Source organism: Arthrobacter sp. SD1074B, assembly GCF_056780195.1.
The window spans coordinates 1,558,177-1,571,192 of sequence record NZ_JBRAZT010000001.1 but is presented as its reverse complement, the minus strand read 5'-3'; the positions used below and the strand labels follow the sequence as shown (position 1 = coordinate 1,571,192).

At 66.9% G+C, this 13,016-nt stretch carries 13 protein-coding genes; 7 read left to right on the top strand and 6 right to left on the bottom strand.

The window, feature by feature from the left end:
- Positions 1–169: 169 nt before the first annotated feature.
- The 4 genes from ACUYM2_RS07265 (at position 170) to ACUYM2_RS07250 (ending at position 2,310) form a co-directional block, all read left to right on the top strand.
- Positions 170–931 (top strand): hypothetical protein, encoded by a 762-nt coding sequence (locus ACUYM2_RS07265; RefSeq protein ID WP_481599462.1) that lies wholly within the window; start codon positions 170–172, stop codon positions 929–931.
- Positions 932–1,072: 141 nt separating this feature from the next.
- Positions 1,073–1,261, top strand: coding sequence for a hypothetical protein (locus ACUYM2_RS07260; protein WP_481599461.1), 189 nt, complete (start codon positions 1,073–1,075; stop codon positions 1,259–1,261).
- A 302-nt stretch (positions 1,262–1,563) separates the two neighbouring features.
- Complete coding sequence (locus ACUYM2_RS07255) at positions 1,564–1,995, top strand: hypothetical protein (RefSeq protein WP_481599460.1); 432 nt, start codon at positions 1,564–1,566, stop codon at positions 1,993–1,995.
- A 30-nt stretch (positions 1,996–2,025) separates the two neighbouring features.
- Positions 2,026–2,310 (top strand): DUF6221 family protein, encoded by a 285-nt coding sequence (locus tag ACUYM2_RS07250; RefSeq protein WP_481599459.1) that lies wholly within the window; start codon positions 2,026–2,028, stop codon positions 2,308–2,310.
- Between the two features lie 61 nt (positions 2,311–2,371).
- Here ACUYM2_RS07250 and ACUYM2_RS07245 read toward each other — a convergent pair whose 3' ends face one another.
- The 5 genes from ACUYM2_RS07245 to glnA all read right to left on the bottom strand — a co-directional run bounded on the left by ACUYM2_RS07245 (position 2,372) and on the right by glnA (position 9,699).
- Complete coding sequence (locus tag ACUYM2_RS07245; RefSeq protein WP_481599458.1) at positions 2,372–2,887, bottom strand: GNAT family N-acetyltransferase; 516 nt, start codon at positions 2,885–2,887, stop codon at positions 2,372–2,374.
- A gap of 59 nt (positions 2,888–2,946) precedes the next feature.
- Positions 2,947–3,696 (bottom strand): amino acid ABC transporter ATP-binding protein, encoded by a 750-nt coding sequence (locus ACUYM2_RS07240; RefSeq protein WP_481599457.1) that lies wholly within the window; start codon positions 3,694–3,696, stop codon positions 2,947–2,949.
- Positions 3,693–5,150: an amino acid ABC transporter substrate-binding protein/permease gene (locus ACUYM2_RS07235; protein ID WP_481601432.1), complete on the bottom strand. Its 1,458-nt coding sequence runs from the start codon at positions 5,148–5,150 to the stop codon at positions 3,693–3,695. The genes ACUYM2_RS07240 and ACUYM2_RS07235 overlap by 4 nt, the downstream gene beginning before the upstream one ends.
- Before the next feature lie 187 nt (positions 5,151–5,337).
- Positions 5,338–8,349 carry a bifunctional [glutamine synthetase] adenylyltransferase/[glutamine synthetase]-adenylyl-L-tyrosine phosphorylase gene (locus tag ACUYM2_RS07230; protein WP_481599456.1) on the bottom strand — a complete coding sequence of 1,004 codons (3,012 nt, stop codon included), beginning with the start codon at positions 8,347–8,349 and terminating at the stop codon, positions 5,338–5,340.
- 9 nt (positions 8,350–8,358) lie between these two features.
- Positions 8,359–9,699, bottom strand: coding sequence for a type I glutamate--ammonia ligase (gene glnA, locus ACUYM2_RS07225; RefSeq protein ID WP_138769615.1), 1,341 nt, complete (start codon positions 9,697–9,699; stop codon positions 8,359–8,361).
- Between the two features lie 274 nt (positions 9,700–9,973).
- Here glnA and panB point away from each other — a divergent pair, with 274 nt between their 5' ends.
- Positions 9,974–10,903: a 3-methyl-2-oxobutanoate hydroxymethyltransferase gene (gene panB / locus ACUYM2_RS07220; RefSeq protein ID WP_481599455.1), complete on the top strand. Its 930-nt coding sequence runs from the start codon at positions 9,974–9,976 to the stop codon at positions 10,901–10,903.
- A gap of 12 nt (positions 10,904–10,915) precedes the next feature.
- Here panB and ACUYM2_RS07215 read toward each other — a convergent pair whose 3' ends face one another.
- The gene (locus ACUYM2_RS07215) at positions 10,916–11,080 is read right to left on the bottom strand and encodes an SPOR domain-containing protein (protein ID WP_346959047.1); all 165 of its coding nucleotides are present in this window, start codon (positions 11,078–11,080) and stop codon (positions 10,916–10,918) included.
- An 88-nt stretch (positions 11,081–11,168) separates the two neighbouring features.
- Between ACUYM2_RS07215 and map the strand changes: the two genes are divergently transcribed.
- Positions 11,169–12,047 carry a type I methionyl aminopeptidase gene (map, locus tag ACUYM2_RS07210; RefSeq protein ID WP_481599454.1) on the top strand — a complete coding sequence of 293 codons (879 nt, stop codon included), beginning with the start codon at positions 11,169–11,171 and terminating at the stop codon, positions 12,045–12,047.
- 64 nt (positions 12,048–12,111) lie between these two features.
- Positions 12,112–12,915 carry a polyphosphate--glucose phosphotransferase gene (gene ppgK, locus ACUYM2_RS07205; RefSeq protein ID WP_346959049.1) on the top strand — a complete coding sequence of 268 codons (804 nt, stop codon included), beginning with the start codon at positions 12,112–12,114 and terminating at the stop codon, positions 12,913–12,915.
- Positions 12,916–13,016 lie beyond the last annotated feature (101 nt).

Genomic DNA, 13,016 nt, shown 5'->3' with positions numbered 1-13,016 from the left:
GCAGACTCACGAATCATGGCGCACAGACCCACCCCCGAGCAGGTCACCGCCAGGGTCCGGCAGGGCCAGAAAGTGCTCAAGCAGGAGCTCTTGACGACGCTCACGGCGCGGACAGACAATAAATAACCTTAACAACGGTCTCAGTCTGGCAGCACTAGGAGGCTGGCCTGTGACCATCATTCGACGCAGCATCGTGGGTATGTTGACGGTAGCTCTCATGCTCGCCCCCACGGTCACCGCATCAGCGGCTGGCCGTACGACCTACGGGCCCATGACCGCACCCAACCATATAGGTCAGCCGGCATGGTACACCGCCTCGGAGTGGAACGGAATGAAGCCCGCGCAGTACGGGACGACCGACTGGTGGATCACCGGCGCACCCGCTGACGCGACGCCTGACCTAAAGCGCCGCAGCGAGATCAAGGTCGGAGCGTCGCAAGCGGCTGCGACGCTGTCTGCGCCCGGGAAGACGACGCAGTGGAAGGGCTGGCTCAAGCCGGTCCTTGGCCCTGCGAAGAACGACGGGAGGTCATGGCACTCCCTGGTCCAGCTGCACGGTCCCGACAAGGATGGTGGTTGGCGCTACGCCCAGGTCGCGCTCCGCGTGGAGAACGGATACTGGCGCCTGTGGGGCGACGACGGCTCCAATGTCAACGCATGGAGCATTCCACTCATGCCGTACGTGGACGGCTCCGCAACGTACGCGATGGTGACGTACCGTGCTGGCGCAGTACAGTCCCTTGCGTGCGTCAGCCTCGACCCTGCGGGCGTTGAGATCGGCAAGCAGACGTGGTGTCACGACGCCGAAGCGTGGGACTCCCAGTGGGTCGTCTGGCACAGCGGGCTCTACCGCGGCTCGGGTAGCAGCACGCTCCAGCCGACGTACGAGCAGCGCGTGTATATCAAGGAACCGGTGGTTACCATCTACTGACCTCAGTCCGAGGCGCCCAGGGCATCGTCCGCCGGCGCAGGTCTCGGCTTTGTCCTGCATCACGGCATCGGCTGCATCGAGTTTGGCCATTGCTTCGACGGCCGGGTGCTGGCCGGCTGGGCTTCCGAGTGCATCCGGTTGGTGACTGAACTGGTGGTCGACGAAGAGGTGAACACCTTCCCCGGACTCGGACACCTCGGCGAAGATCGAACGATAAGCGGCCGGCTCGCTGATGTGCCGTCGGGCCATGACCGCTTCCCCGACGAGGATCCAGAAGCCGACCATAAGTTCCGGGAACAAGCGGACTACTGGCCAAGCTCTTGCCACTGATCAACAGGGTTGGCATTTCGGCTGTCATGGAGAATAACTGAATGGAAGCTGACGAGATTTGGGCCTACCGCACGCCCAATAATGTCTGTTTAGTTCGAGCTCTACTACGGCGTCTGACCAGGCAACAAGGCCGGTCCGAGGTTTCAAGCCTCGGGCCGGCCTATTGCTGTGCCAGGATCCGCTTGGCCGCGCTGTCCGTTCCGCGGGTCACGCCGCTGCGTGCCACTATTGGAGTTAATGAGCCGACCGTCTCCCGCGTTCGAGACTACGCTTGGTTCTAGGAGCTACATCGAGGAGCGGTGATGTCCCGGTTCCGAAGCTTTATACGCCAACACCTTGTGGCCGACGACCCGGCACCCGGGTACTCCCGCCTGGACCGCTTCGATGGCCTGGGGGAAACGTCGGCCGGCGGGGCCGCGCCGGGCAGTGAAGCAGGACCAGCACCCAGCGGCGCGGACTCCCACGACGCGGCTCTCGCCTCCATTGAGGAGAGGCTCGCGGCCGACGAGAACGAATTTGCCGGCGGCGTGGCCGACCAGTCTGCCCGGGACAGGCGCTACCTCCTCAACCTCGTAGAGGAGCAGCAGGCCCGGAGTGAGCGGGTGGAGGAACTGGCTTCCTACCTGGACCGCCTCGCTCCCCATGACCGGCACTACTCCCGGCTCATCCGGGCAGCCCTCGCCTCGGCGGATGATAATGGGCCCCCGGACGACGAAATCTCCCATCCGGCATAGGGGCGTGGCACAATCCGAAGTGTGGATATTGTGGAGTTTCTGGAAGCTCGAATCGACGAAGAAGAAGCAGAGCTCCGGCACGCCCCTTTTCCGGACCACTCGGCGTCTCCCCCGCTTGCCGCGCCCATGCGCGCAGAGTGTGCCCAAAAGCGGGAGATCCTTGCGCGCTGGAAGCGGGCCGCCGCGGGCCTCTTTGACAGTACGGACGCCCAGGGCGAGCTGGCCATGGCCCGCCGCGCCATGCTCAACATCCTCGCCGCAGGCTACGAAGACCATCCGGACTTCGAGCCGGAGTGGGCCACGGCCCAGGCGTGAGCGGCGCGCCCTTCAGGCGCCTCCCGCCCACGACAGTCCGGCGGACTCGTTCGTGCGCCGGTCAAAACTCCCGGTACATGATCCGCTGCGGGCCGGCGTCTCCGCCCAGGTATTGCCCGCGGTCCTCGAAGCCGGCCTTGAGGTAGGCAGCCTGCCCGGCGGGATTGGCTTCATTGACGGACAGGACGACGCCGCGCTGCCCGCCGCCCAGCGCGGCCGTCAGCCGGGCGGCCTCCCGCACGGCCGCAGCCGCCGCGGCGGCACCGAATCCCTTGCCCTGCTGCCGCCGGTCGACAAGGAAGCCGCGGAGCAGCCAGACCGATTCGTCGTCGGCCCAGCCGGCGGCGCGTGCAGCCCCGGTTTGCAACGTGGCCACGCCGACAGCCGAGCCGTTGGAATCCATCACGTAGGGGAAGCGGGAGTCCTCTTCGAGGCCCGTCAGCATCATCCGGAGCGGATCACCGACGAACATCCGCTGCCCCTCGCCCAGCTCCAGGCCGGCGACCTCCGCCAGCTTGATGGCCCGGGCGTCGTCGTCGAGGTTCTTCAAGGCGATCAGCCACACGTGTTCAGACATGTCAGAAGCGTACCCAAAGCCGGGCTGCCCCGGCGTCGGGACAGCCCGGGGGCAGACGCCTAGAGCACCTTGGAGAGGAACTCCCGGGTCCGCGGCTGCTGCGGGTTGCCGAACAGCTCCTCCGGGGCGCCCTGCTCGCAAATCACGCCGTCTGCCATGAACAGCACCCGGTCGGCCACTTCACGGGCGAAGCCCATCTCGTGGGTCACCAGCACCATCGTCATGCCATCGCGGGCGAGGTCCTTGATCACCTGCAGCACCTCGCCCACCATTTCCGGGTCCAGCGCGGACGTGGCCTCGTCGAAGAGCATGATGTCCGGGTTCATAGCCAACGCCCGGGCAATGGCGACGCGCTGCTTCTGGCCGCCGGAGAGCGAGGCGGGCCGGGCATCGGCCTTCTCGGCAAGTCCGACGCGGTCCAGCAGTTTCAGGGCGCTGGCACGTGCTTCGTCCTTGCCCTGCTTCTTGGACTCCACCGGCGCCAGCATGATGTTCTCGATCACCGACATGTGCGGGAACAGGTTGAAGTGCTGGAAGACCATGCCGATGTGCCGGCGGACCTCGTTGATGTCCACCTTGGGGTCCGTCACGTCGAAGCCGTCCACCGTTACGTGGCCGGCGGTGATCTCCTCGAGCTTGTTCAGGCAGCGCAGGAAGGTGGATTTGCCGGAACCCGAGGGCCCGATGACGCACACCACCTCGCCTTCGGCGACCTCGGCGTTGATGCCCTTGAGGACCTCGTTGGAGCCAAAGGACTTCTTCAGTTCCCGGACGGAAATCTTGCTGGGTGCAGTGACTGCCGTGCTCATTTGTTGAACCTCTTATCCGCAACGTTGGCCAGCTTGGTCAGCAGCATGATCACCACGAAGTACAGGACCGCGACGATCAGCAGGGTTTCAGTGATCCGGAAGTTCCCGGCGTAAATCTGCTGGCCCTGGTAGAGCAGTTCGGCGAAGCCGATGGCGAGCAGCAGCGAGCTGTCCTTGAGCATGATGATCAGCTGGTTTATCAGCGACGGCGTCATGATCTTGAAAGCCTGCGGGACCACGACTTTCTGCATGGACTTGGAGTAGCCCAGTCCCAGGCTGCGGCTGGCTTCGAGCTGGCCAGGGTCCACGGACTGGATGGAGCCCCGGACGATTTCAGTGATGTACGCGCCGGCGTTGAGGCTGAGGGTCAGCACGCCGGCCACCCAGATGTCGATCGGCTGCCCGGTCAGCTGCGGGATGCCGAAGTAGAAGAAGAAGGCCCAGACCAGCAGCGGGGTTCCGCGGAAGATGCTGACGAAGGTGGTGGCGATCCCGCGCAGCAGCGCGCTCGTGGAGATCTTCAGGAACCCCATGAAAAGGCCGATCAGCATGGCGAGGGCGAAGGAGATCGCGGTGACCAGCACGGTGTTCCCGAGGCCCTTCATCAGGGCGGGGAAGCTGGTGGCCAGAAGGTCCCAGAAGCTGGACGTGGCAGCCTGCGTGGGGTCCTTGAGGTATTTGTCCAGGATTTCCTGGTATTTGCCGTTGGACTTCAGTTCGGCCAGTCCGGTGTTGAACGCCTTGAGCAGTTCCGGGTTCTTGCCCTTGTTCACGGCGAAGCCGTAGGAGCCGCCTTTTTCCTTCTCGGACACGGCCTTGAGGCCGTTGTTTTGGCTGATGCCGTATGCCAGCACCGGGTAGTCGTCAAAGACGGCGACGGCGTTCCCGGACTTGACGAGCTCGTACATGGTGGCGGACTGGTCCAGGGACTTGACCGTGAAGCCGTACTTGCCGGCGATCGACTTGGCGAACGCTTCGCCCTCGCTGCCGGTCTTGGCGGTGACCGTCTTGCCCCGCAGGTCCTCGTAACCCTTGATCTCCGTGTTGGACTTGGCGACGGCCATCTGGACGCCCGACTCGAAGTAGGGGTCGGAGAAGTCGTAGATCTTCTTGCGCGGTTCCGTGATGGACATACCGGCGATCACGCCGTCCACCTGGTTGGAGGACAGCGCCTGCAGGGCGGCGTTGAAGCCGAGCGACTTGATCTCGACGGAGAAGCCCTGGTTCTTGGCGATCTCGCGGATAAGGTCCATGTCGATGCCGGTCAGCTCGCCGCCGGCGTCACGGAATTCGAACGGGGCGAACGTGGTGTCCGTGCCGATGACGAAGGTTTTTCCGGACAGGCTCGACGGCGCGGCGGCTGGCTGCGCTGCCCCGGCGGACTGGACCTTGGCGCCTGGGGCGGGCGGCGCGTCCGCGGGGGCCGCGGCAGCGCCTGAGGCACCGAGGAACATCGCGGCGAAGGCAAGCAACGCTCCGATGACCGTGGCCGTCCGCGGCCGGGCGGCCCCGGTCTGCTGGAGTCTGGGCAAGGTAAACAACCCCTAGGTGAGTGCGGTAGCCGGCCTCGAGGACCGGCAAAGTACCCCTCGAGGCTACCCGCATTTCCGCGTTGGTACCCAGAGCGGCCGCAGAGTCCGGCTATTGGCCGTAAAAGACACGCTCGAAGACGGCGCGTGCCCGCCGGCTGAGCCGCAGGTAGTCCTCCTCAAGCTCGGCGGCGTTCCCGTGGCCGTAGCCGCACCAGCGGGCCACGGCTTCCAGGTCGCGGCGTGAGGACGGCAGCAGGTCCGAGGCGCGCCCGGTCCAGATCACGTTGGCCGAACGGATCCGGCTCGCGAGCCGCCAGGCCCGGAGCAGCAGTACCACTTCCCCGGCCTCCAGCAGTTCCAGGCCGGCCGCCGCCTCGAGGGCCTGGACGGTGGAGGTGGTCCGCAGTTCCGGATGCCGGCCGGCGTGCCGCAGCTGCAGCAGCTGGGCGAGCCATTCGACGTCACTCAGGCCCCCGCGGCCCAGTTTGAGGTGCCGCGCCGGGTCCGCGCCGCGGGGCAGCCGCTCGGCTTCCATCCGGGCCTTGATGCGCCGGACCTCGCGGACGTCCTGGTCCGCCACGGTGTCCGGGTAGCGGATGGGATCGATCAGCGCCAGGAAGTCGGCGGCGAGTTCGTCGTCGCCGGCCATCGGGCGGGCCCGCAGCAGCGCCTGGGCCTCCCAAATCAGGGACCAGCGCCGGTAGTACTCGGCGTAGGACTCCAGCGACCGCACCATCGGTCCGTTCTTGCCCTCCGGTCGCAGGTCGGCATCCACCGCCAGCACCCGTTCGGCGAGGATCGCGGGTTTCAGCGGCTGGGTCAGCAGGCTGGAGAGTTTGCCGACGATCCGGGCGGCCTGCTGCTGCGCCTCGTCTTCCGGCACGCCGGGCAGGCCGCGGTGCACGTACATGACGTCGGCATCGGAGCCGTAGCCGATCTCCCGGCCGCCCTGCCGCCCCATCGCCACCACCAGGACCTTGGTCTTGAGCGGCTCCCGGGCCGTGACCACCGTCTCGGCCACCCGGAGTGCGCCGAGCATGGCGGCGCGGTCCGTGTCGGCCAGGGCGGCACCCACCTGGTCCTGGTCCAGCAGTCCGGCGCTGTCCGCGATGGCGATCCGCAGGATTTCGCGCCGCCGGATCAGCCGGATCAGGCGCATGGCGCTTTCCGGGTCCGAGTGCCGGGACATCTTGGAGGTGATCTCCAGCCACTGCGCCTCGTAGCTGAGCGGGACCAGGTCCTTGTCCGAGCCGAGCCAGGCCACCGATTCCGGCGAGACCTCCAGCAGGTCTGAGATGAGCCGGGAATTGGAGAGCACGTGGCAGAGCCGTTCGGCTGCCGCCGTCGAATCCCGCAGCAGGCCCAGGTACCAGTGCGTGGTGCCCAGCGCCTCGCTGACCCGGCGGAACGCGAGCAGCCCGCCGTCGGGGTCCACCCCGTCGGCGAGCCAGCCGAGCAGGATGGGCAGCAGCTGGCGCTGCAGCGCGGCGCGGCGGCTGACCCCGCCGGTGAGCGCCTCGATGTGCCGCATGGCGCCGGGCGGATCGAGGTAGCCGAGGGCGGCGAGCCGTCCCTGCGCGGCCTCCGGGGTGAGCTTCGCCTCCTCGCTGCTCAGCGCGGCTGCGGTGTTCAGCAGCGGCCGGTAAAAGATGCGTTCGTGGAGTTCCCGCACCGAGCGCTTGGTCTTGCGCCATGCCGCCAGCAGCGCGTCGGGGTGCGGGCGCTCGTCCGAGAACGGTCCCAGCACGGCCTTGGCCAGGGAACGCAGCGAGGCTTCCTTAACCGGCATGAGGTGGGTGCGGCGCAGCTGGAAGAGCTGGATCCGGTGCTCAAGCAGCCGCAGGTACCGGTAGTCACGGTCGAATTCCTTGGCGTCGGCGCGTCCGATGTAGCCGCCGGCGGAAAGCGCCGCGATCGCCGAGGTGGTGTCCCGGCATCGGAGCGTTTCATCGGACTTGCCGTGCACCAGCTGGAGCAGCTGGACGGTGAACTCGACGTCGCGCAGGCCGCCGCGGCCCAGTTTGATCTGCCGCTGCTCCTCCTCCGCCGGGATGTGTTCGGTAACCCGGCGGCGCATCGACCGCACCGACTCGACAAACCCTTCCCGCCCTGCCGAGGACCAGATCAGCGGCGCAACGGCGGCCTCGTACAGGGCGCCGAGCGCGGCGTCGCCGGCAATGGTGCGGGCCTTCAGCAGCGCCTGGAATTCCCAGCTCTCGGCCCAGCGCGCGTAGTAGCTCTCGTGCGAGGCCAGGGTGCGCACCAGCGGCCCGGATTTCCCCTCGGGGCGGAGGTTGGCGTCGACCTCCCACAGTCCCGGCTCACGGCAAGTGGACATGATGGCGCGCGAAATCCCCGAGGCCAGGGCCGTCCCAATAGTGTTCGCCCGGGAGTCCTCCAGCGCGCCGGGATCGATCACATAAATGACATCGACGTCCGAGATGTAGTTGAGCTCGCGGGCGCCGCACTTGCCCATCCCGATCACGGCCAGTCCGACGTCGGCGACGTCCGCGGCGCTGAACTGCTCCGCCGCTTCGGCTCGGGACACGGCCAGGGCGGCTTCGATCGCGGCGCCGGCCAAGTCCGCCAGTTCGGCTCCGACGGCGGGCATGAAGTCCAGCGGGTCGGCGGCGCAGAGGTCCTTGACGGCGAGCTCCACCAGGCCGCGCCGGTAGGCGGTGCGGAGGGCGGCGTAGCCCTCCTGCCCGGTGAGGGCCGCGACCGGCCGGGCAGCTTTGGGATCGGCGCGGACGGACTGCAGCAGCCGGGTGCGCAGCTCACCGGCGTCGGCAGCCTGCGGCTCCGGACTGGCGGTCGCGTGCAAGGCATCCAGGTGTTCGGGGTGCCGGATGAGGAACTCACCCAGCGCCTCGGACGCGCCCAGTACCCGGTACAACGGTTCGCTGCGGTCCGGCTCGGCCTTGGCCAGCGTCCGGAGGTCCGGGTGCTTCTCAATCAGCCGGACCAGCGACTGCAGCGCCGTGTCCGGGTTGGCGGCCAGCTGCAGCCCGGCGAACAGGGCGTCCTCATCCAGGCCCGCGAGTTCCGGGGCAGCGAGGAACCGCTCGCCCTTCTCGAGGTCATTGAAACCTGCGGCGATGAGGCGCCGTGCCAGGCTCACCGCAGCCGCCTAAAGGATGGCCAGGTTGCGCTGCAGCTCGTAGGGCGTCACCTGGAGGCGGTAGTCCTGCCACTCGGCGCGCTTGTTGCGCAGGAAGTGCTCGAAAACCTGCTCGCCCAGGATCTGCGGCATCAGCTCGGAATCCTCCATGGTGCGGATCGCGTCGTGCAGGCTGGCCGGCAGCGGATCGTGGCCCATGGCGCGGCGCTCGGCCGAGCTCAGCGACCAGATGTCATCCTCGGCGGCGGCGGGCAGCTGGTAGCCCTCCTCGATGCCCTTCAGCCCGGCACCCAGCAGCACGGCGTAGGCGAGGTACGGGTTGGCGGCGGAGTCGATGCCGCGGTACTCGATCCGCGCGGACTGGCCCTTGCCGGGCTTGTAGAGCGGGACCCGGACCAGGGCCGATCGGTTGTTGTGGCCCCAGCTCAGGTAGCTGGGGGCTTCTCCCCCGCCCCAGAGGCGCTTGTAGGAGTTCACGAACTGGTTGGTCACGGCGGTGAACTCGGGGGCGTGCTTGAGGATGCCGGCGATGAACTGCCGGGCGGTTTCGGAGAGCTGGAACTCGGCGCCGGCCTCGTAGAAGGCGTTGGTGTCGCCCTCGAACAGCGAGAAGTGGGTGTGCATGCCGGAGCCGGGGTGCGCTGTGAACGGCTTCGGCATAAAGGTCGCGTAGGTTCCCTGCTGCAGCGCGACCTCCTTGATCACGGTGCGGAAAGTCATGATGTTGTCCGCTGTCTGCAGGGCATCCGCGTAGCGGAGGTCGATCTCGTTCTGGCCCGGCCCGGCCTCGTGGTGGCTGAACTCGACCGAGATGCCCACGGATTCCAGCATGGTCACGGCGGTCCGCCGGAAGTCCTGCGCCACGCCGCCGGGCACATGATCGAAGTAGCCGCCCTCGTCCACCGGAACCGGGGCACCGTCCGGGCCGGGCTGCTGGGACTTGAGCAGGTAGAACTCGATTTCGGGGTGGGTGTAGCAGGTGAAGCCCATGTCCGCGGCCTTGGCGAGGTTGCGCTTGAGGACGTTGCGCGGATCCGCCGCGGAGGGCTCACCGTCGGGCGTCAGGATGTCGCAGAACATCCGCGACGTCGCTTCCGTCTCACCGCGCCACGGCAGGATCTGGAAGGTGGAGGGGTCCGGCTGGGCCAGCATGTCGGATTCGAAGACGCGGGCCAGGCCCTCGATCGAGGAGCCGTCGAAGCCCAGGCCCTCCTCGAACGCGCCTTCCACTTCGGCCGGGGCGAGCGCCACAGACTTTAGCGATCCCACGACGTCGGTGAACCACAGGCGCACAAAGCGCACGTCACGCTCTTCGATCGTCCGCAGGACAAACTCTTGCTGGCGGTCCATGGTGCCTCTTTCCGGGTTTACGTCCATGCCCCGGACCCGTCCCGACTACTCGTCTTGGCTGGCGCCCGCAGCTGCTCTCGAATCACTCTACTAAGCATTCGGGGCGATTGCTGGCGTAGCGCACGTGCGTAACACGCCGTTAACACAACGGCCGCCGAACCGGCCTCCTGGCGGCAACCCGGCCCTGTACGGCGGCCTTGTTTGTGACGGCTTTCACCGGGCCGCCGGGCCCGCCCGGTAGCTAGGACCCCGGGTATCGCACTACGCTCGTGGCATGGCCCCCAGCAACAGCCCCGATTCCAGCATGTCCGCAGAACTCGCCGCCCCGTATGGCAGCGGCCCCGCGTCCGGCGTCGCGGCGGAGTCCGGCGCAGCCCAGGTTCCGGCGCCGGACCGCGCCGCCAAACCGGCCGCCCGGATCCGCACGCACCACCTGCGGCAGGCCAAGCTCAACGGTGAGCGCTTCGCCATGCTGACGGCCTACGACCAATACACCGCCGAGATCTTCGATCAGGCCGGCATTGAGGTGCTCCTGGTGGGAGACTCCGCGTCCAACAATGTGTTCGGCAACGAAACGAGCTTGCCCGTCACCGTGGACGAGCTGATCCCGCTGTGCCGGGCGGTGACGCGTTCCGCGCGGCGCGCGCTGGTGGTGGCAGACCTGCCGTTTGGCAGCTACGAGGTGTCCGCCCAGCAAGCGGTCGCTACGGGCGTGCGGTTCCTCAAGGAGGGGCTTGCGCATGCGGTCAAGATCGAAGGTGGCAAATTCTACGCGGAGACCGTCCGGGCCATGGTCCAGGCCGGCATCCCGGTGATGGCGCACATCGGCTTCACCCCGCAAAGCGAACACGCCCTCGGCGGTTACCGCGTCCAGGGCCGCGGCGACGACGCCGAACGGCTCATCGAGGACGCCGTCGCGCTGGCCGACGCCGGCGCGTTCTGCGTGCTGATGGAAATGGTTCCCGCGGCGACGGCGGCAGCCGTGGACGCCGCCGTCGAGGTCCCGACCATCGGTATCGGCGCCGGCAAGGCGACCACCGGCCAGGTGCTGGTCTGGCAGGACATGGCTGGGCTGCGGGGCGGAAAGATGGCCAAATTCGTCAAGCAGTACGCCGATCTGCGGACCACGCTGAGCGACGCCGCGAAAGCCTACCGCGACGACGTCCGCTCCGGCCACTTCCCAGGCCCGGAGCATTCCTTCTAGCGGGCGTCTGCGCTAGTCCTCGTCGCCCTTTTCCCAGGCCTCGTTGCGGGCCTTGACCTTTTCAAGGGCGTGTTCGGCTTCCTCGCGGGTCTTGTAGGGGCCGATCAGCTGGCTCCAGTCGGACATCGCGTCTTCCTCGATCTCGTGGGTGTTGACGTTGTACCAGTATTCGGTCATCGGTGATTCCTTCCAGGTGTGTCCGGTTGCCGGCTGTATTTCCAGCGGCATTTTCCGGCGTTCGGCCGGGTACTTATAGAATCAATCTATGCCTTCCCTCACCTCGACTGCACCCATCGGCACCCTCGTCCCGGGAACAGTCAGCCCCCAACTTGCCGTGCCGGCGTCCATCCCGCGCCCCGAATACGTCGGCAAGCCCGCACCGGCCAAGTTCACCGGCTCAGAGGTCAAGTCCGCAGAGACTATCGAGAAGATCCGGATCGCGTCGCGGATCGCAGCCCAGGCGATCGTCGAGGTCGGCAAGCACATTGCCCCCGGCGTGACAACGGACGAGCTGGACAGGGTGGGGCACGAATTCCTGCTTGATCACCACGCCTACCCGTCCACCCTGGGCTACCGCGGGTTCCCCAAATCCCTGTGCTCCTCGCTCAACGAGGTCATCTGCCACGGCATCCCGGACAGCACCGTGGTTCAGGACGGCGACATCCTCAACATCGACATCACCGCCTTCATCGGCGGCGTGCACGGCGACACCAACTACACCTTCCTGGTGGGCGACGTCGATGAGGAGTCCCGGCTGCTGGTCGAACGCACCGAAGAGTCGCTCCGCCGCGCCATCCGGGCAGTGGCCCCGGGCCGCCAAATCAATGTGATCGGCCGGACCATCGAGTCCTACGCCAAGCGCTTCGGCTACGGCGTCGTCCGGGACTTCACCGGCCATGGGGTCGGCGAGGCCTTCCACACCGGCCTGATCATCCCGCACTACGATGCCGCTCCGGCCTACAACACCGTCATTGAGGCCGGCATGGTCTTCACGATCGAGCCCATGCTGACGCTGGGCACGGTCGACTGGGACATGTGGGCCGACGACTGGACAGTCGTGACACGGGACCGCAAACGGACCGCACAGTTCGAGCACACGCTGCTGGTCACGGAGTCCGGCGCTGAGGTCCTGACCCTCCCCTGATCCCCGCAACATCTCCGCAAGATCCCAGAAGACCCACCCCGCCCCTGCCACGAACGGAAGCCCATTGGCCAAGAAGGACGAGAAGTCGAAGAAGAACGCACCGCTGATCGGCATCGACATCGGTGGCACCGGCATCAAGGGCGGAATTGTTGATCTGAAAAAGGGCAAACTCGTGGGCGACCGGCTCCGCGTGCCCACCCCGCAGCCGTCCACCCCGGAAGCCGTGGCTGAAGTTGTCGCGCAGGTCGTCACGGAGCTCTCCAAACGTCCCGACGCCCCGGCGCCGGACTCGCCGGTCGGTGTGACCTTCCCGGGAATCATCCAGCACGGCGTCGTCCACTCGACGGCGAACGTGGATAACTCCTGGCTGAACCTGGACATCGACGCCCTGCTGACTGCCCGGCTCGGGCGCCCGGTCGAAGTTATCAATGACGCCGACGCCGCAGGCCTGGCCGAAGCCCGCTACGGTGCCGGCGAAGGCATCTCCGGCACCGTCCTGGTCATCACCTTGGGTACCGGCATCGGCTCCGCCTTCATCTTCGACGGCAAGCTCGTTCCGAACGCCGAACTGGGCCACCTCGAAATCGACGGCTTCGACGCCGAAAGCAAGGCCTCCGCCGTCGCCCGGGAACGTGACGGCCTGAGCTGGGCCGAATACAGCGTGCTGCTGCAGCGCTACTTCTCCCACGTCGAGTTCCTGTTCTCCCCGGAACTGTTCATCGTGGGGGGCGGCATCTCCAAGCGCGCGGACGAGTACCTGCCGCACATGTCGCTGCGCACGCCCATCGTCCCGGCCGAACTGAAGAACGACGCCGGCATCGTGGGCGCGGCCATCGAGGTCGCCCTGACACACAAACTGGCCAAGTAGTCCCGGACGTGAAATAACCCAACTGACTGGCAGCACTTGTCGTCTTGAGCGGGCGGTTTCAGGCGGTCAAAGCGACAACAACTGCGAGTCAGTTGGGTTGG

Coding starts and splice junctions, on each gene's coding strand:
- ACUYM2_RS07255 (WP_481599460.1), top strand. CDS start 1,564: ATGTCCCGGTTCCGAAGCTTTATACGCCAACACCTTGTGGCCGACGAC.
- ACUYM2_RS07245 (WP_481599458.1), bottom strand. CDS start 2,887: ATGTCTGAACACGTGTGGCTGATCGCCTTGAAGAACCTCGACGACGAC.
- ACUYM2_RS07240 (WP_481599457.1), bottom strand. CDS start 3,696: ATGAGCACGGCAGTCACTGCACCCAGCAAGATTTCCGTCCGGGAACTG.
- ACUYM2_RS07235 (WP_481601432.1), bottom strand. CDS start 5,150: ATGTTCCTCGGTGCCTCAGGCGCTGCCGCGGCCCCCGCGGACGCGCCG.
- glnA (WP_138769615.1), bottom strand. CDS start 9,699: ATGGACCGCCAGCAAGAGTTTGTCCTGCGGACGATCGAAGAGCGTGAC.
- panB (WP_481599455.1), top strand. CDS start 9,974: ATGGCCCCCAGCAACAGCCCCGATTCCAGCATGTCCGCAGAACTCGCC.
- ACUYM2_RS07215 (WP_346959047.1), bottom strand. CDS start 11,080: ATGACCGAATACTGGTACAACGTCAACACCCACGAGATCGAGGAAGAC.
- map (WP_481599454.1), top strand. CDS start 11,169: ATGCCTTCCCTCACCTCGACTGCACCCATCGGCACCCTCGTCCCGGGA.